Source organism: Paenibacillus sp. UNC451MF, assembly GCF_000686845.1.
Lineage (GTDB): Bacteria > Bacillota > Bacilli > Paenibacillales > NBRC-103111 > Paenibacillus_S.
Genome location: NZ_JMLS01000021.1, coordinates 24,786 through 50,301 on the forward strand (window position 1 = coordinate 24,786; position 25,516 = coordinate 50,301).

22 protein-coding genes are annotated in these 25,516 nt (G+C 47.6%); 15 read left to right on the forward strand and 7 right to left on the reverse strand.

The window, feature by feature from the left end:
- Nucleotides 1-111 precede the first annotated feature (111 nt).
- The 5 genes from BP97_RS0120730 to BP97_RS0120750 are packed head-to-tail and all read right to left on the reverse strand — an operon-like array spanning nucleotide 112 to nucleotide 4,145.
- The gene (locus tag BP97_RS0120730) at nucleotides 112-1,443 is read right to left on the reverse strand and encodes an ankyrin repeat domain-containing protein (protein ID WP_028550819.1); all 1,332 of its coding nucleotides are present in this window, start codon (nucleotides 1,441-1,443) and stop codon (nucleotides 112-114) included.
- Entirely contained in the window at nucleotides 1,440-2,027 is a 588-nt protein-coding gene (locus tag BP97_RS37030) for a 4Fe-4S single cluster domain-containing protein (RefSeq protein WP_081824292.1), read from the reverse strand. Before BP97_RS37030 ends, BP97_RS0120730 begins: the two co-directional genes overlap by 4 nt.
- A gap of 3 nt (nucleotides 2,028-2,030) precedes the next feature.
- Entirely contained in the window at nucleotides 2,031-2,222 is a 192-nt protein-coding gene (locus BP97_RS0120740; protein WP_028550820.1) for a DUF2997 domain-containing protein, read from the reverse strand.
- A gap of 1 nt (nucleotide 2,223) precedes the next feature.
- The gene (locus BP97_RS0120745) at nucleotides 2,224-2,604 is read right to left on the reverse strand and encodes a DUF1257 domain-containing protein (RefSeq protein ID WP_028550821.1); all 381 of its coding nucleotides are present in this window, start codon (nucleotides 2,602-2,604) and stop codon (nucleotides 2,224-2,226) included.
- Nucleotides 2,605-2,621: 17 nt separating this feature from the next.
- Nucleotides 2,622-4,145, reverse strand: coding sequence for an AAA family ATPase (locus BP97_RS0120750; RefSeq protein WP_028550822.1), 1,524 nt, complete (start codon nucleotides 4,143-4,145; stop codon nucleotides 2,622-2,624).
- A gap of 624 nt (nucleotides 4,146-4,769) precedes the next feature.
- Here BP97_RS0120750 and BP97_RS0120755 point away from each other — a divergent pair.
- Nucleotides 4,770-5,885 carry a slipin family protein gene (locus BP97_RS0120755; RefSeq protein ID WP_028550823.1) on the forward strand — a complete coding sequence of 372 codons (1,116 nt, stop codon included), beginning with the start codon at nucleotides 4,770-4,772 and terminating at the stop codon, nucleotides 5,883-5,885.
- Between the two features lie 83 nt (nucleotides 5,886-5,968).
- On the opposite strand, the gene BP97_RS0120760 is transcribed toward BP97_RS0120755, so the two are convergent.
- Entirely contained in the window at nucleotides 5,969-6,256 is a 288-nt protein-coding gene (locus tag BP97_RS0120760; RefSeq protein ID WP_081824293.1) for a hypothetical protein, read from the reverse strand.
- Between the two features lie 287 nt (nucleotides 6,257-6,543).
- Between BP97_RS0120760 and BP97_RS0120765 the strand changes: the two genes are divergently transcribed.
- Nucleotides 6,544-7,809 (forward strand): class I SAM-dependent methyltransferase, encoded by a 1,266-nt coding sequence (locus BP97_RS0120765; protein ID WP_028550825.1) that lies wholly within the window; start codon nucleotides 6,544-6,546, stop codon nucleotides 7,807-7,809.
- Nucleotides 7,810-7,812: 3 nt separating this feature from the next.
- Nucleotides 7,813-10,398 (forward strand): metallophosphoesterase, encoded by a 2,586-nt coding sequence (locus tag BP97_RS0120770; protein WP_028550826.1) that lies wholly within the window; start codon nucleotides 7,813-7,815, stop codon nucleotides 10,396-10,398.
- A gap of 270 nt (nucleotides 10,399-10,668) precedes the next feature.
- Here BP97_RS0120770 and BP97_RS0120775 read toward each other — a convergent pair whose 3' ends face one another.
- The gene (locus tag BP97_RS0120775; protein WP_028550827.1) at nucleotides 10,669-11,445 is read right to left on the reverse strand and encodes an AraC family transcriptional regulator; all 777 of its coding nucleotides are present in this window, start codon (nucleotides 11,443-11,445) and stop codon (nucleotides 10,669-10,671) included.
- Nucleotides 11,446-11,582: 137 nt separating this feature from the next.
- Between BP97_RS0120775 and BP97_RS0120780 the strand changes: the two genes are divergently transcribed.
- From BP97_RS0120780 to BP97_RS0120835, 12 genes are all read left to right on the forward strand, one after another.
- A complete protein-coding gene (locus BP97_RS0120780) occupies nucleotides 11,583-12,641 on the forward strand; it encodes an amidohydrolase family protein (RefSeq protein ID WP_028550828.1) in 1,059 nt (352 codons plus the stop codon).
- Nucleotides 12,642-12,656: 15 nt separating this feature from the next.
- Nucleotides 12,657-13,007 (forward strand): Rieske (2Fe-2S) protein, encoded by a 351-nt coding sequence (locus tag BP97_RS0120785; RefSeq protein ID WP_028550829.1) that lies wholly within the window; start codon nucleotides 12,657-12,659, stop codon nucleotides 13,005-13,007.
- A gap of 65 nt (nucleotides 13,008-13,072) precedes the next feature.
- The gene (locus BP97_RS0120790; RefSeq protein ID WP_051620838.1) at nucleotides 13,073-14,536 is read left to right on the forward strand and encodes a glycoside hydrolase family 88 protein; all 1,464 of its coding nucleotides are present in this window, start codon (nucleotides 13,073-13,075) and stop codon (nucleotides 14,534-14,536) included.
- A gap of 143 nt (nucleotides 14,537-14,679) precedes the next feature.
- Nucleotides 14,680-17,007, forward strand: coding sequence for a helix-turn-helix domain-containing protein (locus tag BP97_RS0120795; protein WP_028550831.1), 2,328 nt, complete (start codon nucleotides 14,680-14,682; stop codon nucleotides 17,005-17,007).
- Between the two features lie 314 nt (nucleotides 17,008-17,321).
- On the forward strand, nucleotides 17,322-18,248 hold the full coding sequence (locus BP97_RS0120800) for an ABC transporter permease (RefSeq protein WP_028550832.1): 927 nt from the start codon (nucleotides 17,322-17,324) through the stop codon (nucleotides 18,246-18,248).
- A gap of 14 nt (nucleotides 18,249-18,262) precedes the next feature.
- The gene (locus tag BP97_RS0120805; RefSeq protein WP_028550833.1) at nucleotides 18,263-19,126 is read left to right on the forward strand and encodes a carbohydrate ABC transporter permease; all 864 of its coding nucleotides are present in this window, start codon (nucleotides 18,263-18,265) and stop codon (nucleotides 19,124-19,126) included.
- Nucleotides 19,127-19,199: 73 nt separating this feature from the next.
- Nucleotides 19,200-20,771 (forward strand): extracellular solute-binding protein, encoded by a 1,572-nt coding sequence (locus tag BP97_RS0120810; protein ID WP_028550834.1) that lies wholly within the window; start codon nucleotides 19,200-19,202, stop codon nucleotides 20,769-20,771.
- Between the two features lie 181 nt (nucleotides 20,772-20,952).
- The gene (locus BP97_RS0120815; protein WP_197035510.1) at nucleotides 20,953-22,179 is read left to right on the forward strand and encodes a serine hydrolase domain-containing protein; all 1,227 of its coding nucleotides are present in this window, start codon (nucleotides 20,953-20,955) and stop codon (nucleotides 22,177-22,179) included.
- Nucleotides 22,180-22,342: 163 nt separating this feature from the next.
- Nucleotides 22,343-22,699: a DUF3870 domain-containing protein gene (locus tag BP97_RS0120820; RefSeq protein ID WP_028550836.1), complete on the forward strand. Its 357-nt coding sequence runs from the start codon at nucleotides 22,343-22,345 to the stop codon at nucleotides 22,697-22,699.
- A 123-nt stretch (nucleotides 22,700-22,822) separates the two neighbouring features.
- A complete protein-coding gene (locus BP97_RS0120825) occupies nucleotides 22,823-23,647 on the forward strand; it encodes a M55 family metallopeptidase (protein WP_028550837.1) in 825 nt (274 codons plus the stop codon).
- A gap of 15 nt (nucleotides 23,648-23,662) precedes the next feature.
- The gene (locus BP97_RS0120830; protein WP_028550838.1) at nucleotides 23,663-24,595 is read left to right on the forward strand and encodes an ABC transporter permease; all 933 of its coding nucleotides are present in this window, start codon (nucleotides 23,663-23,665) and stop codon (nucleotides 24,593-24,595) included.
- Nucleotides 24,596-24,597: 2 nt separating this feature from the next.
- Nucleotides 24,598-25,515 carry an ABC transporter permease gene (locus BP97_RS0120835; protein ID WP_028550839.1) on the forward strand — a complete coding sequence of 306 codons (918 nt, stop codon included), beginning with the start codon at nucleotides 24,598-24,600 and terminating at the stop codon, nucleotides 25,513-25,515.
- The last annotated feature ends 1 nt before the right edge of the window (nucleotide 25,516 follow it).

Consider the following 25,516-nt stretch of genomic DNA (forward strand, 5'->3'; position numbering starts at 1 on the left):
CTTTGCTGAGCAGATTCCTCAGCCTGTTACCAGGAAAAAATAATTGAATATGTTCCTAATAACAAAGGCTGAAGAGCGCACTCATCAGAAGCTGATGTCTACATTATTATGCTAATCTTGACCATCTAAATTAAGCTTCAGCTTTCTTCTACCTGTGAAATCAGGAGGAAGGCCGGAGGAGTCCTGTTGAGGAACAGTGGATTGCGATGAGCGTTGTCCGACTGCTCCCAACAGTACATTAGCAACTTCCTCATATCCTTTTTCATGGGCATAGTCTAATGGGGTCTTTCCGAGAAGATCAACAACCTGAGCGTTGGAGCCTTTTCTTAATAAAAATGAAGTCAGCGATAGATGGTTCATCCCAACGGCATAATGAAGGGCCGTCCGGCCAACGACATCGGGCTCGTTAATATCAATGCCTTGCTCGGTCAAATAATGAATGATGGCGATTTGTTGATCATCGATATCGGTTTCCAGGCTTTCATCGTCGTACTCAAAAACATCATATCCAGAGCTATAGACGGTTGCAATGATCAAATTACGTTCGTTTTTGGCTTTGCAGCGCAGATCTGCACCTTGCTGAACAAGCTTTTTCACGAGTGCCAGATCCTTGCCATACTTGGAGCAGGCCTCGACCAGGCTTTGACTCAAGCCTGAGCGGTCCAACAATTGGTTTTTAAGCATATACTCGACAAACTTGGTATTGTTGCCTTTTAAGAGGAAATCGATAAGGGCTTGCCTTAAGACTGCGCCCTTTGCTTGCAATCCATCGACGTAAGAGCGGTCAGCCAGATTGAGTACGCAAGAGGACATACCCAATTCCAATGTGTTGGTGTACAAAGTTTTGTGCATCAACGTTTCAAAAATGTTCGACTTATTTTCTCCGATGACCTCTCCCAGCAAGGTGAAGTTGTCATTATTGACGGCGTTCACGTCAGCACCACGGGCAATAAGATATTCTACAATATCCCACCAATGATGTTTGGCCGCGAGAAGTAGAGGAGTGAAACCTCCGCGGTACTTGTGATCGATTTTGGCCCCCGAAACCATATGCGTCATGACCGTTTGAAGATCTCCCTTAACAATAGCTTCGTGCAGCGCCTTATAGGAATCTTTATTAATCGTAATTTTTTCTATAGGTGCTTCTTGTTCGGGAGCTATTTGTGCTGGCTGTTCCGGTCTCTGTGTGTTTGTCTCAGCTGCAGTTAGCTCTGGCAGATCCACCTTGATATTCAAGTAATGGAATACCGTGCGGACCAGTACCTCTACGCGCTCCTTGGATATATTGTGGGCAGAGGAAAATCCTTGAAGGATTTGATTGTAATTGTTCTGGTTCAGGGTAGCGCCCTGCAGTCGGAATAAGGTCTGAAACAAGCCACTTGTTTGATACAGGCTATTCAAATCATGGGTCATGGCTTGCTGTAACTCAACAAAATTGTTCATACGGACTCACCCTTTGTTATAGTAATGGATTCAAGTAGAGTATTGGAGGGAAAGCCTGTTATCTGCATCGTTCCGTCCGAATTCAATGTAATCTCAACTTGTTTTGCTTTGAAATCTTCTAATGTATATCTACAGCTAAGTAAATGAACGGTCTGGTTGCGTGAGCCCGCCATCAGCTCTGATAAAGGAACGGACTCTTCGAACCGCCCGTCGATAAGGACATCGACATACCGAAGGACATTTCCTGCCAGAGGCATTTTCCGCAGCTCTTCTACTGTAAAGCCTGTGAATAGAACAACGGATAGATTGCGTATGTTCAGGGCTTTTACCAGCACAAGAAGTCCCTCTATTTGCTGAAAAGGTTCACCGCCGGATAAAGTGACTCCCTCTACATCTTGTGGAATGTACTCGAGCAGTTCCACAAGTGTCATCCGGGTTCCACCATCCAGGGCGTGGGATTCTGGATTAAAGCACCCTGGACAAGCTAACGTACATCCTTGAAAATGAATGACACAGCGCTTCCCTGGACCGTTTACATAGGAATAGGGATGAATGCCATGGATGTTAAGCGAAATAGGGTTCATCTCTTAAAGCTCTACATTCCGATTTTGATTTAATGCAGCTCTCTGGTAATACTCAGGTTTTTTCTTACGCTGTTCCGTTGTGCCGAGTGCCTTCTCCAAGGCTTGAGTGGCCTTCTCGCAAGATTTCCCTTGAAAACCAACAGCTTCGATAGATAGAGTACCATCCGTTTTGACGATAATTTCAATTGTTTTCATATTAGCCTCCTACCCGGCAGATTAATTTGATCGAACCGTCCTCCATCTGACGTCGTTCCACCGCATACCCTTGCTTGCGGGCTGCAAGGGTCGCGGCATGAACCGCATAATGCTGGAGAAGGCGCTCGGCGCGTTTACCCACTTCTTTCTCCACATGACCGTTGTACCAGTCCGTAGTTAACGTGTAGGTATTCGTTCTGCCTAGAGAGAGGGCAATATCATAAGGGCCTTTTAGCTTAATCACATAATCTGCCGAGAGAAGCTTCCCAGTATATCCCCGTGCTGGGTAGTCTTTAAGCAAATCTAATCCAAGCTCGCGACAGGCAAACTCCAGTGCTTGAATATCCCGTATTTCCGTTTTCATTTTTGTAAAATGGCTCATGAGGTCGGCTCCGTTTATTAAGATAGGTTGATTCTTCTTCTGGGAAGGGTCGATTGTTCCTCGATTTTGGCAAGATCGATCTCACCCACACAGCGTGAGGCGTTCTTAGCCCGTATTTTTCCCCAGGCTCTAATGGCTTCGATTTTCTCCTTCATTGTGATGGAAAGAGGGATTTTGCTCTGAATCGCTCTCAACATATCGCCGGTCGTAAAGTCACGCTTCTGGCTAAAGGCAAAAAACATCGCTGATTCCAGCACCTTTTCGATCTCGGCACCGCTGTATCCTTCCGAGGATTCAGCTAATGCATTCAGATCGAACTGCTGTGGATTGCGCCTCTTCCTGACGATATGGATGTGCCAAATCTCTTGACGCTCTTCCTTTTGCGGGAGATCCGCCCAGAAGATTTCGTCAAATCTTCGGAGAAGCTCAGGAGGAAGCTGAGTTACATCATTGGCGGTCGCGAAAAGGAAAACAGGCTTGGACTTTTCCTGCATCCATGTTAACAGCTGACCAAATATCCGGTTGGTTACGCCTCCGTCATTGCCGGCTCCCAGACCGCTAAAAGCTTTGTCTAATTCATCGATCCAAAGTATACAAGGGCTTAAGGTTTCAGCCAGCTCGATAGCTGCGCGCATCTGCTTTTCGGATTGTCCGACTAACGAGCCGAATACTCGATCCAGCGGGAACCTTAGAAGAGGAAGCTGCCATGCGGCAGATGCAGCCTTGGCGGCAAGAGACTTTCCACAGCCGGGTACTCCTGCATAAAGAAGACCGGTGGGCTCCTTGATCCCGTAATCCCTTGCACTAGGGGTAAATGCTTGCTCTCTTTCAAGCAGCCAGTCTTTAATTTCTTGATTCCCGCCAATATCATCAAGCGTTAGCGAGGGCTCAATATATTCGAGCAGGCCTGTACGTTTAATGATCTTCGTCTTCTCCCTTTGAATCTCCGTGATGGCTTGTCCATGGAACGAGCCGTGTCTTACCAGTGTAACGGCAAATGCATTCTCAGCTTCTGCCGCCGTCATGCCGAGAGCAGCCTCGAGCAATTTGGTTCTGTCGGTAATCTCAATTTTCGAATCTACGGAAGATAGTACACCGTCAAGTACTTTTCCAAGCTCCTGTACACCCGGTAGGCGGTATTCGACAATAGCAACTTCTTTTTCAATCTCAGCAGGGAGCTGTACATAAGGAGACATGAAGATGCAAGGTTTACTCTCGTGCTTGGCGAAAGGCACCATATCGCGGATCTTCTGAAGCACCATGTAATTATCCAGAAAGAAGTGGAAATTGGTGAATACATGAATCATATTTTCCTGCTCTTGCTTGTATACGTCAAAGCAGCTGATTTGATCCGAAGGATGCATTTCCAATGACTGTCCGGATTGTGGGTCGAACCAGCCTTTTGTGCAGGACCATATTTTCACACCCATTTGAATGTCTTTGCCGATCTTCAATATATCTTCCAAAATAATATTCTCTTCATATCCCGTAACCCATATCAGCGGGAAACCGGCAGCGATATATTCTTTAATGGTTTGCACGTCAGTAGCTCCTCAGAAGTATTAAATTTCGACTATGCTTTTATTCTCCTCATTTTAGTATATTTTGACAATAGTTTTTCTTCTCTGTCGTAATACTTTCACCATGTTCGAATGAACTCAAATAAGAGAAGATAATAACGGGATTGACGCACGGATGACTTACCTAGGCTGGGATATCGCAAAAGTCCCGCAGTGCAGGTACATCCTATGTACTTGTATACTGTTTGTCCAATTCGGCACCAGTTCCTCCAAAGCAGGGGTTCGATTCCCCATATCGTATGGGACGATATAGCCCAAGGTAGGGCACTCGACTTTCACTCGAGCGGATACCAATTATTAAGAGATGACCGGAGCGGGGAAGCCTCAGTGGCTTTCTACGCACACTGCAGCAGGGCTTAGCAATCCGTGGATACCGGCATGTGCAGCTCAAGTTCAAATGCTCATGCCAAAACGAGATGAGACAGGTTGCTCCCGAACTTATCTTCATCCCGCTAAGGCAGTAAGCAGAAGGGCTAGGACAGCGCAAGCCTTAAACAGGATTCCGTCTAAAGCTGCAGGAGGCTTCCCTCTCTTAAGGCTCATCAATCAAAGGCAGGCTGCAGGTCTGCTTAAGGAGGAAACACTATGTTTAAAAAAGTCAATATTCAAACCGACGAGCGCGGGCTGCTGTTCCGCAAAGGAAGCTATGCCAAGCTATTGCAGCCAGGCACTTACCGATTCTCATCGTTTTCAGAGGATACGGTTCAGGTTCTTAATATAACGAAGCCCTTTCATGTGCAGGGGAAGGATTTGCAGCTCTTTATGCAGGATGAGCGGCTCTTACAGGAGCTGGATGTCGTGCAGGTACAGGATCATGAGTATGTCCTGCATTACGAAAATGGGCAATTCGCGTCTCTTCTGATACCGGGGAAATATGCGTTCTGGAATGTTTTAAAGAAGCATGACTATGTCCGGGTGGATATACGTAACCCTGAATTACCGGCTCAGGTCGATATGGCACTATTACCGAAGCTCGTCGGTTATGTTCAGACGTTCGAGGTGGCTAATCACGAGAACGGCGTATTGTTCTACAACCACGTGATGCAGAAGGAGCTCCAGCCAGGAAAGTATTTCTTCTGGAAAGGGCCTGTCTCGGTAGCGGTCAAAACTGTAGATTTGCGCCAGCAGCAGCTGGATATGACAGGACAAGAAATGATGACGGAGGACAAGGTAACGCTGCGATTGAACTTCGTATGCCAATACAGAACCATACACCCTCTGCGAGTGCTTGCGATCAAGTCCTTCGAAGAGCAGCTGTATATTCAATTACAGCTTATATTGCGGGAATATGTAGGAACCTTAAAGCTCGATGACCTGTTGAAAATGAAGCAGGAGATCGCAGCGTTCGTTCTGTCCAGACTGAATGAGAAAAGCGAAGAATACGGCGTCCAATTTTTGTCCGCAGGGGTGAAGGACATTATTTTGCCGGGGGATATCAAAGAGATTTTAAACACAGTGCTTCTTGCCGAGAAGAAGGCTCAGGCCAACATCATCACCCGGCGTGAGGAAACCGCGTCCACGAGAAGCTTGCTGAATACAGCCAAACTGATGGACGAGAACATGACGCTGTATCGATTGAAGGAGCTGGAGTTCCTGGAGAAGATTTGCGAGAAAATCGGCACGATTTCGTTAACCGGTGGGGGCAATCTGCTGGAGCAGCTGAATTCGCTGTTGGGGGATAAGGGGGTAGGGAAAGCGTAGGTTGTTGCGTACGATTTCGAATAAGATGATCTCCCATATAAAAAGAAAAGAAGTGCCGGTACTTCCCGAACCGACACTTCTACTCACTTCCTCACATACCACTTCATCCAGTTTTGAAGAGCTCGTTCCTCTGACGAATATCTCTCCCGCAGCCATGGAGAGGCTGACCATTCCTGAATAGCCTGCTGTCTGGTCTTAAAAAATCGAACATCGCAAATATTCCAAGAACAATATACTTTACGGTAGCCCTTTCCGTCAGGTAATGCACGGGTGTAGCGGCGTACTGCTTTACTGGCTTGCCGCTTGGCCCAACGGGGACCCGGTGTGTGATGATCATTACATACGGGAGCATGCTTTCTGCTTCGACTCATCTTTGCTCTAACCTCCTTTTGGGAAGTTAGAGACCGTCCAGCTTCTTTATGCGCTGTTCCCGCCTTCGGGGTTCGCTAGCAAGCATTTGGATTGTATTCTTTTAAACGAACTGAATTGGAAAAAGTTGCTGTATATATTCATTAATTTTGCATAATCGTAATACTTTTGCCCTGTTGCTAAGAAACGATAGGAGTGAAAATAGAACTATCCTATGCAGCTTAGATATGAAGTCTCTTCACGGCGCATACATACCTAAATGGAACAATTATTTTAAGGAGTGGTACACATGGCTATTGTTCAAATACGGTCCACTAACCCGAAGCTTTCTTTTATACTCAAGAAAAATCCCGAATCCGGCATGCTGCTGCGATCCATTCGCAAAGGGAACGCCTACGGCTGGTATACGGACGATTCCACCTATAACGTGTATTTTAAAGATGCGGATAACGATATTTCGTATAAGCAGCATGAGCGAGAAACCTTCGAATACTTGAATGTATCGAGGTATAACACGCCGCTGTTTCCTCTTAATGCAATAAACGAGTTTTTCTCAGCGCCTTTAAAAGTGCAAGATGAACGCGATGAATACGGGTATGAAAACACGTTTTTCATCCCTATGATTCATGTGGAAATGGTTCGTTATGTTGAATTTTTTGAAAAGCATATGAAGGAATTTACGTTTGAAAGCAAGCATCTTGCCCGTCAGAGCTATGCCTTAACGATTACAACGCAGAAGAGCCTCTATGAGCTATTGCACGTAGTAAGTGTTCTTTGTTTGTTTCTTTCTATGTTCGGCAACGAATACATCGATATTTCAGAGAGCGTTATCGATAAGTATGTGAAGAGCATGAACATTATAGATGCTCCATTCTATATCCGAAGCTTGTTTGTTAGGAACTTTTTATCGTCCAGAGATCGTTTTAAAAAATATAAAGCCCAACTGGAAAATACAACCCGGTACGACATCCAGTTTGATTTTGGCGGAACGGCTTACCAAAGACGAAATTACATCGGCAGCGCGCTGCCTTTTAACAAGGCTATATTGGACATTGGATGCGGAGAAGGCTTTTATGCCATTCCTTTTGCCGGAAAAATTGAAGACAGCTACTATGCGATCGATATTAATGAAGAAGTGCTGGAGGTAGTGAACCGCAAAGCTAAATCCAAGGAAATTGAGAACATCGTCACGTTAGAATCTATTGACCGCTTTCTAGAAGAATATAACGGGGAACAGGTGGATGTTATTTTAACAGAAGTCATCGAGCATATGACCAAGGATGAAGCGGGGGCGCTAATAGCCCGAATATGTGAGCACGTCGATTTCGACCATTTTATTATTACAACACCGAACTCCGACTTTAACCGTTATTACGAGATAAACGGATTTAGGCATGAAGACCATCACTGGGAAATGGGCCAAGACGAATTCAGACTCTGGTTCCAGAACGCAGTATCGCCAATCCATCTGGACTATGAATTTGTATCGATAGGTGACGGGGTTAACGATATTAAGACGACGCAAGGCGTCATTCTCAGGAAAAAGGGGGCGTAACGGTTGGAAATAAGGACTAGGGTTCACACCATCTTCATGATGATAGGCTCAACGGAATGCGGCAAAACCACATTTGCCAAGGAAGTGCTGATTCCAGGATTTCGTCCCGAGGAGAAAGGCAGCCACTTAAAAACAAATGTTCAATACATTTCTTCGGACAGTATCCGGCAAGAAGTGCTTGGCTTTGAGTATGATAAGTATGATCAAGTGATGCTGGAGGCAAGCGAGCAGGCCTTCCATCTCTTATTTGAAAAATTAAAGATGGCCACCAGCTTCCCCATTAATGCAGAGTTCATCGTGCTAGATACAACCGGTTTAGCTGAAGACTTCAGAGAGAAAGTTCGCAAGATCGCACATGAGCAAAATTACAATCTTGAAGTCATTTTATTCGATTATCGCAAAAGAGAAGATTACTACGCTTCCGAACGGTCGAAGAGACTTATTACGAATCATATTAACCGCTTGCGTAAGGAAGTACTCGGCTCCTTATCCAGAGAAGGGTACTCCAAAATTCACAAGGTACGAAGCAAAGACTTTTACTTACCTGAAGAGCGCAAAGCAAATCCTGATTACCAAGTGTTCGTAGAGGATTGGAGCGAATATGCTTCGACGACGCTTCCACAGGATCAAAAATATATCATTGTGGGCGATGTTCATGAATGTATTCAGGATCTGAAGGGCTTGCTGCAGGACTATGGTTTTTTAATCGAAGGTAACCAGCTAGTCATTACAGATAAACTGCGCAATACGAGAGTGATCCTGCTCGGTGACTGGATCGATAAGGGCAATCAGACGAAAGAAACGATAGAGTTTCTGTACGATAATCAAGAGCATTTTCTGTTCGTGGCAGGGAACCATGAGAATTTCGTTTACAAGTATTTGCAAGGAGAAATCAGTGGAGTGGACCAAGAGCTGCTGCACAGCTACTTTTCTTCTGTTCAAATTTTACAGCGAGATCCGGCATTGCGTGAAAAGTTTAATCATCTCGTAACTTTATCCAAGCCGTTCTATCGTATGCTGGGTATGAGCGGACCATCTTTTTACGTTACCCATGCACCATGCCGTAATAAATACATCGGGAAGCTGGATTCCAATTCGATGCGCCATCAGCGCAATTTTAGATTGGATCGTAATGCGCCCGTGGAGGAGCAGCTTGCATTTCTCCAAGAAGAGGCGGTGAGGAATCATCCATACCATATTTTCGGGCATATTGCTGCCAAACAGGCTTTCCGTATAAAGAACAAGCTGCATCTGGATACAGGAAGTGTCCATGGTAATGCGCTGACATCGGTAACCATCTCCTTCAAGCCATTTTTGAAAGCACATAAGGCAGCACAGACGGTTATTTCAGAGGAACTCAGGGTATTGTTTCGTGAAGAACGTAAAATATCCGTTCAGGATCTGGAGGAGGATGAAGTACGCCGACTGCATTACAGCTCCCGCCATAAGGTTAATTTTATTTCCGGTACCATGTCCCCTGCGGATAAGGATGAGGCTGTTCATGAGCTGGAATCATTAAAAAGCGGCTTGAACTATTTCAAGGATCGTGGAGTTCAGCAGGTGGTTCTCCAGCCTAAATATATGGGCTCCCGATGCAACATTTATTTGCATAAAGATATAGACCAATGCTTCGCGGTGAGCCGTAACGGTTATAAAATCAATCGAGTCGACCTAACGGGTATTTATAGCGGATTGCTGGATAAGTTCTGTTCTTATATGGAGCAGAATCAGATTTCCATGCTCTTGCTGGACGGAGAGCTTCTGCCCTGGATGGCGATAGGAGAAGGTTTGATTCTGAAGCAGTTCAAGCCTATTGAGAAGGCGTTGGAAAGCGAACTCGACTTTTTGAAGCAAAACGGTTTTGAGCAAGCCTTTGACAAGCTGGTCGAGCAGTATCGCGGCAGCGGATTTGAACAAGATCAATTCCATTTGCCTAAAGCGGAATTAAGCGAGAAATATGGAAGCCATGTCTATCAAAATTACAAGGACCTCCGTCAAATCATAGACACTTATGTACCGATTGAAGATCACATTCAAGCCTATGAAACGTATAAAAGGCAGCTGGAGCTCTATGCTGAGGATGGGGAAATGGAGTATAAGCCGTTCGCTTTATTAAAAGTGGTTTACGATAACGGTGAGGAGCAAATTCCAGATTGGAAAACGTCTGAAATGTATGGTTTCTTATCGGAGGACGAGTTCGTACTCCTTGATCTATCTGAACCGGAAAGCTACGAGTTAGCTCAGGAGTACTTTGCAAAGCTAACCGTCGATAACCATATGGAAGGCGTCGTAATAAAACCGGAAGTGCAGGACGGCAAAGCCGCTCCGTATATGAAGGTTCGCAATCCCGAATATTTATCAATCATTTATGGGTATGATTACCGCTTTCCTCACAAGTACAATAAGCTGATGAAGCAAAAGAACATTACTCCAAAGCTGCGTACCTCAATGAATGAATACCGGCTAGGTCAAGCGCTGCTGGCGATCAAGTTTGATGACATTGCTCCGAATCACGAGCGGTATAAGGAAATCGCGGCGAGCTTGCTGTTCGAGGTCGCTAAGGAAAAAGAGATGGACCCTAGGTTGTAATTTCAATGGTCGGACAGGACAAGTGCCTGTCCGGCTTTTTTCTGCTACAAACTATGTTCAGGGGCGGACTAGTTAAAAAAGTAGAAGTGGGCAGCGAGTAGAACAAAAGAGGGAAGGGTATGGGGTGGAAAAGCGAAGCGTCCGCCTTTGAAATCGTATGAATACCACTAAAGTAATAATTCAAACTCATACGATTTCAACAGCGGTTGGAACCCCGTACCCTTCCCTCCCATGCACTAACGTATGTTTTCTAACATGGACGCCCCAATCTCAATCCACTCCACGCATCTTCAACATATGCGAAGGAGGATGCCCAACAAGCTTCTTATACATGTAGTTAAAGTAGGTCTGATCGCAGTAGCCGAGAAACTCGGCAATTTCCCCGATCGTCATCTCCGTGGTCAGCATCATCTCCCTTGCAGCCGTAATACGCACCTCATGCATATACTCCACCGGCGATCTGCCGATGACTTCCTTAAATACATTGGATATATAGTTCGGACTGCGGTCGACGTGCTGCGCCAGCTCGTTCAAACGGATCGGATTGCGGTAATGTTGTACGATATATTGCTGGACTCGGGTCGCCAAATTCCGTTTGGAAGAAGGGATCGTACCTGAAACCAGCTCGGATTGTACCATTCCGAGAATCTCCATGAGAATCCCTTGAGTAATCATCTCGAAGCAGGGCATTTTGCCGATCCAGGATTCATTCAATACGGCAAACCGTTGACGCAAGTATTCGTAGCTTAACGGACGGAAGCATTTGAAAGGTTCATCCATGAAATGTGCGAGCAATTCGGAAGGTAAATCCCTAAAATGCGCGGAGTACATTTGTTGAGGTTCTACCGCATCGGCTTCTGCTGAGCGCATCGTCCCTTGAGGGATGAACAGCCCCTCACCTTTGCCGAGACTAACGCTTACGTTGTCGAAATGGTAATGGACCTTGCCTTTGACAACAAGCAGAATGATATGATGTCGGGTCGGAGCTTTGGATACTCTCCAATTTGACCCTCTGGAATGATCGAAGAAAACATGCTCGATGTTCATGCTAGGCTGCCTCCTTTACTCTATCCCCCAAAAAAAATGAAAATCGTAGAATCCCTAAATAAATTGTATGATTACCAATCGTAATGGGTATCGGATCATTTTACAATAGGGAATATCAACAGGAGGGGGTTTTGTTCATGTTTGAAGAAATGAAATGTATTGACGTCGATGTGCATAATGATCTGAAAAGTCCGAAGGAGCTGCTGCCATTTTTGCCTGATCCCTGGAAGACACGGGTTGCCACCTCAGGTATCGGCATGCCGGGACATGGCTATACATCCCCAGTCGGTGTAGTGAGAAAAGACTGTATTCCTCCATCCGGCGGGCCTTCCGCATCCGACCCGGATTATCTGGTGGAGGATCTGATGAAACAATTCAATGTAGAGTACGCCATACTGACCGGCAACATGACGAATATATCGACTATGCATGATCCGGATTATGCGGCGGCTATCGCTTCGGCCTACAATGACCATATTATTGAAGACTGGCTGTCCAAGCATGAATCGTTCCGTGGGTCCATTACGATAGCTCCGCAGGATCCATTCCTGGCTGCTAAGGAGATAGATCGTCTGGCCGGTCATCCGAAAATGGTGCAGGCTCTGATGGGAAGCGCCCAGCGTGCCCCGCTAGGCCAACGCCAGTTCCATCCAATCTATGAGGCAGCTCAAAGACACGGGCTCCCAGTAGCCATTCATCCGGGGGGAGAAGGGGCAGGGGGAACTCCGCCTCCGACACCAGCTGGTTATCCGACGCGCTATCTGGAGTGGCACACTTGCTTGTCGGGGAACTATATGGCCCACCTGGTCAGTCTTGTCTGCGAAGGCGTGTTCGAGAAATTCCCGAATTTGAAGTTTGTTATGTTAGAGGGCGGTATTGCTTGGCTCCCGCATTTGATGTGGCGGCTCGATAAAAACTATAAAGGGCTGCGGTCCTCCGTACCTTGGCTGAAACGTCTTCCGAGTGAATATATTCGCGATCACGTAATGTTCTCCACGCAGCCTATTGAGGAGCCGGATGATCCAAAGGACCTCATATCTATATTCGATATGATGGATGCCGAGAATTTCCTAATGTTCTCTAGCGATTATCCGCATTGGGACAACGATATGCCCACGGAAATCTTGAAGCGGCTTCGTCCGGAAGCCCGCCAAAAAATCTTTTATGATAACGCCAAAGCGTTATATAAAATTTAGGGTGGAGGGACGATCATGGGAGTACATTATGTCGCACAGGCAAGTGAAATCGCAGAAGGCCAGAGCAAAATCGTAGATGTGGAGGGACGCTCCATCGGGATATACCGGATAGGCGACGAGTACTTTGCTATACACAATCGCTGCCCGCATGAAGGTGCGCAGCTGTGCAAAGGATTAGTTTGCGGAACGACGCTGCCATCTAATGTGTATGAGTACGAGTTCGGCCGCAAAGGCGAGCTGGTCCGCTGCCCATGGCATGGATGGGAATTCGAGATTAAGACCGGCAAGTCGCTATTCAGTGACAAGGTGAGAACAAGAAGCTACAAGGTCCAAGTAGATGAGGGCAGGATTGGGATCGTTCTTTAAGCCTCCCGGAGGATGGGTATTAACGAGAGCTTGTCGAGTCAGCTTCGCTAAGGGAGGTTCATCATATGAATTCACTCACTTATTATCCGGCTAAAATGGTTTATGCTCCGAGCAGGGCGCTGCAGGAAGGGCAGCAGCTGCCCAAAGGCTGGTCGGCTGTCCCTATTCTGGACCGGGAGGAGCCACTGAAGTTGAGATGGTCTGAGGCCCAACACCTCATCTCTCGTCCGCTGCCTGCTAACTGCCGGCTTCGTATTGCCATAGCTGTCAATTACCGCCATGCAATAGAAGTGGAAGTATTCCTGTTGAAATCAGGAACGGTGCTGGATCGGTTCGATATTCGGTATGCTTACGTATTTCAGCCATTTGAACTGATCCTTACTTCAGATCAAGCGGAAGCCGTGCTTTGCGAAGGGATAGGACTTAGGCTAGGTCAAGGTGACCCGCCGTTGTGGATTTTTGACGAGCTGCAGGGTGATCAGACGCGAAGGCTGTTCTCGCCGCATTTGCTCATCAGTGAGGAGCAGTCTCCTATGGGTGCACTGCTGCACAGCACGGCTTCGTTGTCCTCCCTACAGCCGTTCGGCTGGCTGGAAGGCTGTGTGCTTGACGGACTCTATGCTCTGCGCGGCGTATGGGGAGCTGATCGAATCGATCAGGTGCTATCTGAGCATCTCGGTCAATTTCTTGATGATGACGGAAGGCTGCATTACGAAGATCTTTACAGCCGCAAGGTGGAAGGCAGGTTTACGACCATTGAGGCGACACTGCCTCTTGCCGTAATCGTCAAACTTTGGCCGCAACATCCGGTGGTTACGCAGGCATTATCCTTCTGGCTGTCAGAAAAGGAAGGAAGCGGACTTGTTATCGATGGAGACACCGTTTCAGCGGAAGGCGCCTACACGGTAGCTTACCCGCTTGCCGCCGCCGCTGCCCGGCTTCACCGGAAGGAGCTCGCTGAGCTTGCTGTAAAGCAACTGCTGCTGCGCCGGGACCGGCTGGCCAATGACAACCATATTTATTTAAGGTATCATCAAAAGAAAGGAGACCGCTCCTTTCGAAGCTGGGCCCGTGCCTTTGCCTGGTACATGCTTGGCATGACGCGAACATGGATCGAGCTGCAAGCATCGCCCTATGCCGACTTGCCAGGGATAAACGATATTAAAGAGGAGATCCAGCGTATCTCGCAGGTGGCCCTCGATTGGAGACTGTCTGGAGGACTGTGGTCATGCTTCCTGGATGAACCGGCTACCGGCGTAGAAATATCCGGCTCGGCGGGTATCGCCACTGCATTGGCGCTGGGTGCGAGACATGGACTCCTGCAGCCGGTTTATCTCTCAGCGGCTAGGGAAGCATTAATGGCGCTGGAGCGCTATATTACCCCTGACGGTATTGTATCGGGGGTAGCCCAGCACAATGCAGGCGGCCTGGAATTACAACGCTGCGGCTATAGGGTACTGTCGCAAATGGGAATGGGGCTTGTGGCTCAGCTATATGCGTTGGTGCATTCAGACCGTTCGATGATATGATCTCGGTGACCTATGGAACCACACTTGAACAAATAATGAGGCACTCTCTGCAACAATCCAGGCAGGGAGTGCCGTTTGGCTTTTGAGCATCGCTTTAGTTGATAGGGCTTCAGTGGAGTTGAACAGAAAGGATGGATCAACGGATGCCCATAGTTTTCGGCTTGAGCTCGTTCCGCAGCAAAATGTTCTGGCAGTTTTTTGCTAAGTTTTTTATGTTGATCTTGATTCCGGCATTGCTGGCGAGCATTTTTACGAATCTGTTTGTAGCCAGTCTTATTGAGAAGGAAGCGGAGCAATCCAGCAATATCGTGATGAGCAACCACGCCCGGCAAACGGACAAGGAATTTCAAACGCTTCAGCATAACATGATTAACGTTCTGAGCGCCTCCAATTTAAGAAATATGCTTGCGGGAGTAGGCAGCCGTCCTGCAACCATGGAGCAAACGGAAGCCATTTATACGCTAATGGGGCAGATCAACTCCATCATAACGGAGCCGCTGGTATCCGGGGCCCTGCTTTATTTTGCCAATAACGATCTGGTGATCGATAACAATATATATACGAACAAAGCGTATTATTTTCAAAATCAATACATACCGGAGGCATCGGAAGCCTCCAAGCTGTTTAGCACATTTTCCGGCAAGCGAATGATGCATTTTACCGAGCCGTACCCCGTGCGGCTGAGTTATTTATCCGGGGATAAGCCCATACAGGATTCACATACTGCGATCGTGATGAGCTATCCTTTTAATTCGGATAAGCCGGACGTTTATTTGGCTGTTTATTATAAGACAGAAAGGCTTCAGAGCCTGATTCAAACCCAGGAAAGCTGGATAACGCGTACGGCGATAGCTGACTCCAAAGGCAGGCTGATCAGCCAATCGGACAGCTCCGGGGTCAACATGAATTCCGTGCTGAAGGCCATGCGCAATCAGTCCGAAGGCTTGTTTACCGCCTATGACGATAAGGAAGCGGTTTCTTTTGTCCGCTCCCAGTTCGATTCCGATTGGTACTACGTGAGCTGGGTCGATATGGATGCCTTGATGAAACCGGCAAGAATGCTGAGAATGCTAAGTGTAGGGTTTCTAGCCTTTTTTCTCTTGGTTGGGGCCTTTGTGTCTTACTATTTGAGCCGCCGTTTGTATACGCCGATTTTGGAAATTCGGACGCGACTGCAGTCCCATCAAGGGCATCTTTTTCCGGGCAAGGTCGATCATCGCGGAGGAGACAATGATTTTGACGTCATCGAACGCTTTTCCAAGCTGCTTATTACAGAGCACAAGGAGCTATCTCAGCTGGTTAAAGGCATGCTGCCTATGGTGCAGGAGGATTTCATCACAAGGATTTTGCAGGGCGAATATCGGGACAACTTGTCTATCGAATACTATGCCAAGGAAATTGCCTTTGATTGCAAGCCGGAAGGTGCGCGTACAGTGTTTGTTATCGAGTACCACTATTATGATAACGTGCTTGAGCATTGGTCAGAGACCTCTAAATCTTTCATGCTTGTGGAGCTGAAGGAGAAAATTCGAAACGGGCTGCCCGCTGACGTATGGCTCAGTCACGCTAGAGCGGATGTTTTGGCCTGTATTGTACATCATGGCGACGAGTCTGCATTGAATTTAAAGTCCATTGCCTTGAGCATTCAGTCGATTTTGGAGCAGTATACCGCTTATTTTAAGGCTACGATCGGAGTAGGGAAAACGGCATCAAGCTTGGGTGAGCTCCATCTTTCCTATCAATATAGCCTGGCTATGCTGAAGCATAAGAAGCTGAGCTCTGAGGTTGAAATCATAAGCGATGATAAGCCATGGGAGGAGCAAGGGCAATTCGACAGCTTCTTGTCGGCGGAGGAAGTGAACCGGATTGCCAACCTGCATAAAGCTCAAGACTACGGACGGCTGCTCCAATCCGCTCTTGATTTGTTGGATATGGGAAGACGCAAGCAGGCTAACGCAAACCAAATGAAAAGTTTATGCTCGGATGTCCTCAACACCTGGATTCGTGTGGTTGAATCGGAACGCAACGACTTCAGCATTTCGCTATACTCCGGATTGTTCGAATCGTTGAATCGCTGCCAAACCTGGGAAGAGCTGAAGCAGTGCATCGAGCATATTCATTCCTTGTTATTCCAGTCTCCGTCGGAAAAGAATCGGAGCGATCAATTCGCGGAAATTGTGTACTACATCAAGGAGCACTACGACGAAGAGCTGTCCATCGAAGCATTCGCTGAGAGGATGAATATGTCGGTCAGCCATTTCAGCCGGACGTTTAAAGAGGTTGTCGGGGAAAAATATGTGGAATTCATTACCAAGCACCGCTTGTCCGTCGCGAAGCAGCTGTTGTGCGAAACGGAATTGAAGATCGAGGAAATTGCCGAGCGGGTCGGTTATTTGGGGAGCAATGCTTTTATCCGTATTTTCCGTAAATATGAAGGCGTCACACCGGGCAAATACCGGAGCAGCCGGTAAAATATCTAGAACCTGGCGATAGGCTTTTTTTGTGCGATGTGCGTTTTTTGCGGTTGATGGATCAGAATGGGATCGGTTCAGAAAAAGTTTAGGTCGGCTAATGCCGGCTTTTTCTTTTTGTGAGACGGTCGACTTCCCGTAAAAAGTCCTCTTGCAGAGGTATAGCAAAAAAAGCACATCGCGAAAAAATGCTCCATTTACATCCCCCTTGCCGAATTCGTACTCTGAGTGTAGGCGTTCTCAAGCATGAAGCTGTCATAAGGATGACGGCCGATCGTTAGAGATCACTCGGATAATTTCAGGAGTGTGATGGCATGGAGGTACAAAGCAAATGGAAAGCCAGCTGGCAGACCGCACGGAAGCATAAGGCACTGTATCTTTTAATGGTACCGGGCATTTTGTATTACATTATTTTCAAATATGTTCCCATGTATGGGGTCATTATCGCGTTTCAAGACTATTCCATGGGGCGCGGCATATGGGGCAGCAAGTTCGTCGGGCTGAAACATTTCGTTGAATTTTTCGTCAATACGCCGGATTCTTGGAAGCTGATCCGCAATACGGTGCTGCTTAATGTGTACGATCTTGTATTTCATTTTCCGGCTCCTGTCATACTGGCGATTTTATTTCATGAGCTAAGAAACAAGTGGTTCAAACGGTTCGTGCAAACGGTCAGCTATATGCCGCATTTTTTATCCACTGTTGTCATTGCCGGTATTCTTGTCATCTTCTTGTCCCCTACGACCGGCATTATGAACTTTATTCTCAAATGGTTCGGCCATGAGCCGATCATGTTTCTCGGGCTTCCCGAATGGTTCCGGACGATCTATATCGGCTCCGAAGTTTGGCAAAAAATCGGATGGGGCACCATCCTCTACTTGGCGGCCATCGCAGGAATAGATCCTGCCTTGTACGAAGCGGCCAAGATGGACGGTGCGAACCGGCTGCAGCAGATGCGCCATATTACGTTCGTTGGTATGGTTCCGGTCATGATTATTTTGTTCGTGCTAAATCTTGGACATTTTATGGAAATCGGATTTCAGAAAATCATACTGCTGTATAACCCGTTAAACTACGAAACCTCCGACGTCATCAACACCTTCGTGTACCGAAGAGGGATTCTCGATGCAGATTTCAGCTTTGCTTCTGCAGTCGGGCTGTTCCAGTCTGCAATAGGGCTGGTGCTGGTCGTTACGGCTAACCGTATTGCCCGCAAATATTCCGAGACGAGCTTATGGTAGAAAGGAGGAAAAGTATGCGTTCGAAATCAAGTGTGGCATCAGCAGTTTTTGATGCGCTTAACGTGTGCCTGATGATTCTGCTTATCCTTATTATGGTTTACCCCATGGTGTACGTGTTCTCCGCTTCCATCAGCGATAATGCAATGGTTGCGAGCGGCAAGGTGATTCTGTGGCCTCAAGCGCCGACCTTAGCTGCCTATGAACGTATATTTGCCGACAAGCAATTGTGGGTCAGCTATTGGAATACGGTCCGGTATACAGTCGTTCATACAGTATTCACTTTGATCGCTACCTCGGCAATGGCGTATCCGCTGGCCAAGAAATGGCTTCCCGGCCGCCAAACGATCCTGTTACTGGCCGCTTTTACGATGCTGTTCAACGGAGGTCTTATTCCAACCTTCATCGTTGTCAAACAGCTGGAGCTGTTAAACACGATATGGGCGATTGTACTGCCGACGCTTATCAATACTTGGCATTTGTTCATTATGCGCACCTTTTTTGAAGCGCTTCCAGAAGAGATTGAGGATGCGGCTACGATGGATGGCTGCAGCTCCTTCCAAGTGCTGGTGCGAGTAGTGATGGCGCTCTCCATGCCGGTGCTTGCGACGATAGGTTTGTTCACGGCCGTCAATCAATGGAATGCCTTCTTCGAGGCGCTCATTTATTTGAACGACAACACGATGTATCCGCTGCAGATTATGATTAGGAACTATTTGATCGCAGGCTTGAACCCGGCTCAGGGAGAGGGTGACCTGTTAACTATGGAGACAGTCAAATACGCGCTCATTGTCGTTGCTACCTTGCCTATTTTGTGCGTGTATCCTTTTATCCAAAAATATTTTGCGCAAGGAAGCATGGTTGGCGGTGTGAAGGGCTAGATCAGTCAGGATAGTCGCAGATGACATGAGCATCTGTTTCTATAATAATAAAAGAGACGATGGAGGTCGAAATATGAAGCTGAAACCAAGAACAGCGGCAGCAGCACTTGTGCCGGTTATGCTGACAGGAGTTGTGACGGCATGCAGCAGCGGCGGTGACAAGGCGGGAGATCAGGGGGTAAGCGCATCCGGACAGAAAAAGCCGGTAACGTATACATGGCTTGCGGAGGATCGGGTGGAAGGACCTGTACGTCAAGATTGGGAAATATTCAAGGAGCTTGAGAAAAGAACCGGGGCCAAGATCGAGTTTCAAGCGGTTCCTAGTACATCAATGGAAGAAAAGAAAAAAATCTTGATTGCTACGAACTCCGTAACCGACTTTATGCACGTAACGAATCGGGATGGGCGGGAGCAAGGGCCTGAGGGCGTGTTTTTGAATTTGAAAGATTACTTGGACAAGGCTCCGAATATTAAAAAATATTTCGATAGCAACCCAGAGGCGTTGGCGCAAGCAACGGCAGCGGACGGCGGCATCTATACCGTGCCGAATCTGGACTCCTATGTGGGAGGCAAAGGCTTTGACCTGGCCTGGTACGTAAGAAAGGATTTAATGGATAAATACGGACTGAAGGCACCCACTTCGCTGGAGGAATTTTATCAGCTGCTGAAGGAATTCAAACAACGTAATCCGGATTCGTACCCACTGACTCTGTCACCTCCGGCAACGGATAAGATGGGCTTGTACACCATTTTTCTTAGATCATTTACAGGTATTCAAGGCCTTATTAATATGGACCCTTCTACAGAGCAGTTTGTATTTGCAGGGTACAACAAGGGCTTCAAGGATGCTCTGAATTATATGAACAAATTGTATGCCGAAAAGCTGCTGGACCCTGAGTATTCCTTGTTGACCCGAGCGCAGTTTGACGAACGTATGATTTCCAACAAATCGTTTGTGACCTACTACTATAAGGCGGACATGGATGCGTTGATCAATAAGGCGCGTACCGCAAGCGGCAATGCGCAGTTCGATCTGGACGGCTTCATGCAGTTTGCGGCCCCAGGGGTCAAGAACTATCAGTTTGCCCGTGCAGTCGTCAACGGCAATGGGGTAGCCGTATCGGCTAAAGTGAAGGATAAGCAAGCTGCGGTTCAACTGCTGGACTATTTGGTCAGTGATGAAGGCAAGAAGCTGCTTTCGCTTGGTATCGAAGGAAAGACGTATAAAATGGTTGATGGCAAGCCGAGATTCATGGAAGAGTTCGGCACGGCTCCGTATAATACGCTTCGTCGTGATTATGGAGTATGGTACCCGGGGATCGGTTCGGACTTCGCCATTGCACGGGTAGCCTGGGAGAGCGCTTTGGATGAGAAAACAAAGAAGATCAACGCGGCGTATGAGCCAATGATTGTGCCTGCTCCGAGATCCTACGTGAAGACCAAAGAGGAGCAGGAGCTTGAAAAATCAAAGCTGAGCAACCTGAACAAATTTATGGATCAGAAGATGGTCGAGTTCGTGGTCGGGAAGACGCCGATCAATGACGATACGATCAAGCAGTTCATCGATCAGGCGAAAAAACTCGGCTTAGATGAAATCATTACCATGTATAACACGGCTTACAAACGGACTTACGGCTCGAAATAAAGCTTTATTCAATATTATGCAAGGGAGCAGGCTCTTATCAGAGGATAAGGGCTTGTTTCTATTGAGTACACTTACTTGAAAAGAAAGGGAGCAACATTGAACTCCAGATCATGGATTGAAGCTTATTTTTCATAAAATATTTACCGATGGTACATTATTCGTTATTATGGATGTAGAGTTATTGAAAGGGTTTACACCGTTGGGTGATTCCGATCAAAAAGCAGGCGAAGGTGGGCTGTCTTTGAGAGAATGGGATGCAGCAATTCGGCAGCTGATGGAAACACACCATATTGCAGGCTTAGCGGCTTCGGTTGTTCGTGAAGGACGAATGCTGTGGAGCGGAGGCTATGGATGGGCGAATCTGCAGCGTAGGATTCCGGTGACGAGTCGCACGATATTCCGCATCGCCTCCATCTCGAAGACGGTTGTGGCGTCGGCTTTCATGCAGCTTGTGGAGCGTGGCTTATGCGGTATTGATCAGGATGTCGGAGACATCCTTGGTATTCCGCTGCGAAATCCGAACCATCCAGAGCAAGCGATAACGTTTCGTCATCTGATGACCCATACCTCCGGTTTGCAGGATGAATATGCCCGGTTTGTCACGGATTCGCATAACGAGAATCCTCCAACGCTAACACTCGCGGATCTTGTGCTGGAAGGCGGAGCCTATTATACGGATCATCTGTGGGGAATAGGAAAGCCTGGGGATATGGATGGCTTCGAATATTCCAATCTGGGAGCTGTCATATTGGCTGCTGCGGTCGAGAGGCTATCGAATGAACGATTCGATCTTTACTGCCGCAAACATTTATTCGAGCCCTTGCAGATGAACGACACGAGTTTTTACATTGGCGATTTTGCGCAGAAGATGGACGACATAGCCGTCCTCTATGAATATGACAACGAAGCTGATAGCTATCTTGTGGGGACTGATGATTTCGGCGGTCAACTACCAGCTCCGACGGATTACAGCAGCTATGTGCCGGGAACGAACGGGGCACTGTTCAGTCCGCAGGGGGGACTTCGCACGACGGTAGATGATCTCACCTCGTTTTTATTGGCTCATGTGAATGAGGGCTGCTTTCGAGATGTGAGGATTTTGCATCCAGAGACGGCGAAGCTCATGCATACGGCACATTGGACAGGGCATCGGCATGATGGTTTTTTCAAACATAGCGGGCTCCAGTTCCATAGAACTAACGAGCTGATACCGGGACAATGGCTTGTCGGGCATGCAGGTGACGCTTACGGGCTGCTTAGCGATATGTACTTCCATGAGCAGGAACGTTGGGGGTTCATCATGATTATGAACGGCGTGCATCGCGGTGATAAGGGCGATGGAGCCTATTTCCGACCAGAGGAAGAGCTGGCGGGGCTGCTGTATGAGACCTTCTTGAAGGACTTATAAGGCGGTAGGGTCTTTACCAAAGGTTAGATATTTACAAACGTGTTAATGTGATGTTAGACTATATTACATCATTAGTGTTTCGGCCTCCGGCGGTCGTAGGAAGCGCCCCTTCCTTACATCCCGTACGGAAATTGGACGGAAGGCTAATAAGGAGATGGTCTTAATGCCGTACGACAAAGATACGATCTATATTATCGGCGATGCCCAGGTGTCGGTGAACAATCCGATTACGCAGCAGTTCAACGCTTTTTTTATCGGGCTGGTCGTCGATACGACGAATCATAAAATTATCGATGCCGGATGCTCTTCAACCATTCCGTTAACCTCAGAGTTTGTACGGACCATCTTTATCGGTCATCACATGCTGCATTTTGATCAAGTTGCAGAAGAGATACGACGGCGCTATCATGGCTCCTCTCAGAAAGCGTTGATCGTAGCCTATAAAGACGCGCAAAAAAAATATAAATTAGCACTTAACGGCCGGGAAGTGTCAGGATATCTGCCTTCCGGTACAGTGTAGGCTGCTTTATTTATCCGTATGGCAACATACCCGTAAATAAAACCCAGCAAACGGATATCAGGCATTTGCTCCTGATGCTGTTTGCTGGGTTTTTTTCATACTCAATTATTGGAGGGCAATCGGATGAAACTGTACATTTCCATCGATATGGAAGGCATAACCGGGCTGGTAGATGCTACTTTTGTAGATTCCAGACAGTATAACTACACCCGCGGGCAGCATAGGATGACGGAAGAAGCCAATCATGTGATTGGAGCTGCTTTCGACGAAGGGTGCCAAGAGGTCATTGTCAACGATAGCCATTCCAAAATGAACAATCTGCTCATCGAGAAATTGCATCCTGAAGCGCAGCTGATCATGGGCGATGTGAAGCCTTTTTCCATGGTGCAGGGCTTGGATTCCTCCTTCACAGGTGCCGCGTTCCTTGGCTACCATTCCAGAGCAGGCAGGCCAGGGGTGCTGAGCCATACGATGATCTTCGGTGTGCGCAATATGTTCCTCAATGGAATGGAAGTCGGAGAGATGGGATTAAATGCATTCGTTGCCGGCTATTACGGTGTCCCGGTACTGCTAGTGGCTGGGGATGACGAGACAGCTGTAGAAGCAGAGGAGCTTATCCCAGGGGTTACGACTGCGGTCGTGAAGAAACGGATTTCGCGGACAGCGGCCGTCTGTCTGACACCGGAGAAGAGCGGACAACTGCTGAGGGAGAAGACAAAAGAAGCGTTGGCGAACCGGGACAGGGTAAAGCCGCTTCAGCCGCCAGACCAGCCTGTGCTATCTATCGAATTTGCGAACTACGGTCAAGCTGAGTGGGCTCATTTGATGCCAGGTACGACGATAGATTCGAATAGTCCTGTTGTTACTTTTCAAGCGAAAAACATGCTGGAGGCCTATCAGGCTATGATTGTGATGACTGAGCTAGCTATGAAAACTACATTCTGTTAAAAAGCGGGTGATAGCATGGCGCAATATATGGTTCGCCGATTTATATCCATGATTGTCACACTATGGCTCATTATTACGGTTACTTTTTTTCTAATGCATGTTGTTCCGGGTTCGCCTTTTGAAAAGGAAGGGAGAAATTCGAACCCGACGGCTGTGCAAAATTTGATGGAATTTTACAATTTAGACAAGCCCGTATCTGTTCAGTACCTGATGTACTTAAAATCGCTTTTGACATTGGATCTGGGGCCCTCCATAGGACATTTTCCTGACACGGTCAATTCGATGATCGATAGAGGATTCCCGGTATCTCTCCAGCTTGGCCTCGTATCCATTCTCTTCGCCATTGTATGCGGAGTGGCACTGGGAACGGTAGCCGCGCTGCGGCACAACCGGATGATCGATTACATGGCGATGATCTTCGCGGTCATCGGCATTGCAGTACCTAACTTTATCGTAGCTACGATGCTGATCAAATACGTGGCGGTAGAATGGAAGCTGCTTCCGGTAGCCACATGGGGGAGCTGGAAGCATGTCATCCTTCCTGCTCTTGCTCTCTCCACAGGTCCGCTAGCGATAATCGCCAGGCTGACGCGAGCCAACATGCTGGAGGTGCTAACAGCGGATTATATCGAAACAGCAAGAGCGAAGGGACTCTCGCCTGCAACGATTGTTATTAAACACGCATTGCGCAATGCAATCCTGCCGGTTGTTACGCTGCTTGGTGCTTTGGTTGCGAACGTGCTGACAGGAAGCTTCGTTATTGAGAAAATATTCGCCATACCGGGAATGGGCAAATACTTCGTCGACGGCATTAATAACCGCGACTATTCGCTGATTATGGGTACGACTGTATTTTACAGCGCCCTGCTTGTCTTCATGATGTTCCTGGTGGATATCGCTTACGGATTGATCGATCCCCGCATCAAGCTGCACAGGAAGGAGGGATAACGATGAGTGTACCCGATTCATTATTTGTCCCTAAGACACAAAGGTTAGGGGCAGCAGAAGCCATCGTGAGACCCCGACTGTCATTCTGGCAGGAGGCCTGGCTTCGATTGCTCCGCAATAAGCTGGCAATGCTCGGACTCATTATCATTGTAATGGTAGCCATATTAGCTATATTCGGGCCGCTGCTGACGGATCACAATTATTCGAAGCAGTCTCTGCTGGATGCCAACCAGAAGCCAACGGCGGATCACTGGTTCGGAACGGATGAGCTTGGGCGGGATGTGTACGCCAGAATTTTGTATGGTGCTCGAATCTCCCTATTTATCGGCCTGATGGCTGCTCTGATTGATCTCATCATCGGGATGGTGTACGGCGGCATTGCCGGGTACTTGGGCGGTCGAGTCGATAATATCATGATGCGTTTCGTCGATCTGTTGTATGGAGTACCTTACTTGCTGATCGTTATTCTGCTCATGGTCGTGATGGGGCCGGGTCTGCTAACGATCATTGTTGCCTTGAGCGCTACCGGCTGGACCGGTATGGCGCGAATCGTACGCGGGCAGGTGCTTACGTTGAAAACCTCAGAGTACGTGCTGGCAGCCAGGACGCTTGGAGGAAGCGCCAGTTATATTATCCGGAAGCACTTGCTGCCCAACGCAATTGGCGTCATTATCGTGCAGGTTACGTTCTCTGTACCGTCAGCTATCTTCGCAGAAGCCTTTCTGAGCTTCCTTGGACTAGGCATTCAGCCACCGCTAGCGAGCTGGGGCGTTATGGCGAATGATGCGCTGCCGACGATTTTGTCCGGCCATTGGTGGCGGTTGTTTTATCCGGCATTCTTTATTTCTATAACGATGCTCGCCTTTAACCTGGTAGGCGATGGCCTGCAGGACGCAATGAATCCGAAGCAGAGGAGGTAAG

What these genes read in the sequence shown, in the direction of transcription:
- BP97_RS0120730 (WP_028550819.1), bottom strand. Translation starts at nt 1,443, where the DNA reads ATGAACAATTTTGTTGAGTTACAGCAAGCCATGACCCATGATTTGAAT.
- BP97_RS37030 (WP_081824292.1), bottom strand. Translation starts at nt 2,027, where the DNA reads ATGAACCCTATTTCGCTTAACATCCATGGCATTCATCCCTATTCCTAT.
- BP97_RS0120740 (WP_028550820.1), bottom strand. Translation starts at nt 2,222, where the DNA reads ATGAAAACAATTGAAATTATCGTCAAAACGGATGGTACTCTATCTATC.
- BP97_RS0120745 (WP_028550821.1), bottom strand. Translation starts at nt 2,604, where the DNA reads ATGAGCCATTTTACAAAAATGAAAACGGAAATACGGGATATTCAAGCA.
- BP97_RS0120755 (WP_028550823.1), top strand. Translation starts at nt 4,770, where the DNA reads ATGTTTAAAAAAGTCAATATTCAAACCGACGAGCGCGGGCTGCTGTTC.
- BP97_RS0120760 (WP_081824293.1), bottom strand. Translation starts at nt 6,256, where the DNA reads ATGAGTCGAAGCAGAAAGCATGCTCCCGTATGTAATGATCATCACACA.
- BP97_RS0120765 (WP_028550825.1), top strand. Translation starts at nt 6,544, where the DNA reads ATGGCTATTGTTCAAATACGGTCCACTAACCCGAAGCTTTCTTTTATA.
- BP97_RS0120775 (WP_028550827.1), bottom strand. Translation starts at nt 11,445, where the DNA reads ATGAACATCGAGCATGTTTTCTTCGATCATTCCAGAGGGTCAAATTGG.
- BP97_RS0120780 (WP_028550828.1), top strand. Translation starts at nt 11,583, where the DNA reads ATGTTTGAAGAAATGAAATGTATTGACGTCGATGTGCATAATGATCTG.
- BP97_RS0120785 (WP_028550829.1), top strand. Translation starts at nt 12,657, where the DNA reads ATGGGAGTACATTATGTCGCACAGGCAAGTGAAATCGCAGAAGGCCAG.
- BP97_RS0120790 (WP_051620838.1), top strand. Translation starts at nt 13,073, where the DNA reads ATGAATTCACTCACTTATTATCCGGCTAAAATGGTTTATGCTCCGAGC.
- BP97_RS0120795 (WP_028550831.1), top strand. Translation starts at nt 14,680, where the DNA reads ATGCCCATAGTTTTCGGCTTGAGCTCGTTCCGCAGCAAAATGTTCTGG.
- BP97_RS0120800 (WP_028550832.1), top strand. Translation starts at nt 17,322, where the DNA reads ATGGAGGTACAAAGCAAATGGAAAGCCAGCTGGCAGACCGCACGGAAG.
- BP97_RS0120805 (WP_028550833.1), top strand. Translation starts at nt 18,263, where the DNA reads ATGCGTTCGAAATCAAGTGTGGCATCAGCAGTTTTTGATGCGCTTAAC.
- BP97_RS0120810 (WP_028550834.1), top strand. Translation starts at nt 19,200, where the DNA reads ATGAAGCTGAAACCAAGAACAGCGGCAGCAGCACTTGTGCCGGTTATG.
- BP97_RS0120820 (WP_028550836.1), top strand. Translation starts at nt 22,343, where the DNA reads ATGCCGTACGACAAAGATACGATCTATATTATCGGCGATGCCCAGGTG.
- BP97_RS0120825 (WP_028550837.1), top strand. Translation starts at nt 22,823, where the DNA reads ATGAAACTGTACATTTCCATCGATATGGAAGGCATAACCGGGCTGGTA.
- BP97_RS0120830 (WP_028550838.1), top strand. Translation starts at nt 23,663, where the DNA reads ATGGCGCAATATATGGTTCGCCGATTTATATCCATGATTGTCACACTA.
- BP97_RS0120835 (WP_028550839.1), top strand. Translation starts at nt 24,598, where the DNA reads ATGAGTGTACCCGATTCATTATTTGTCCCTAAGACACAAAGGTTAGGG.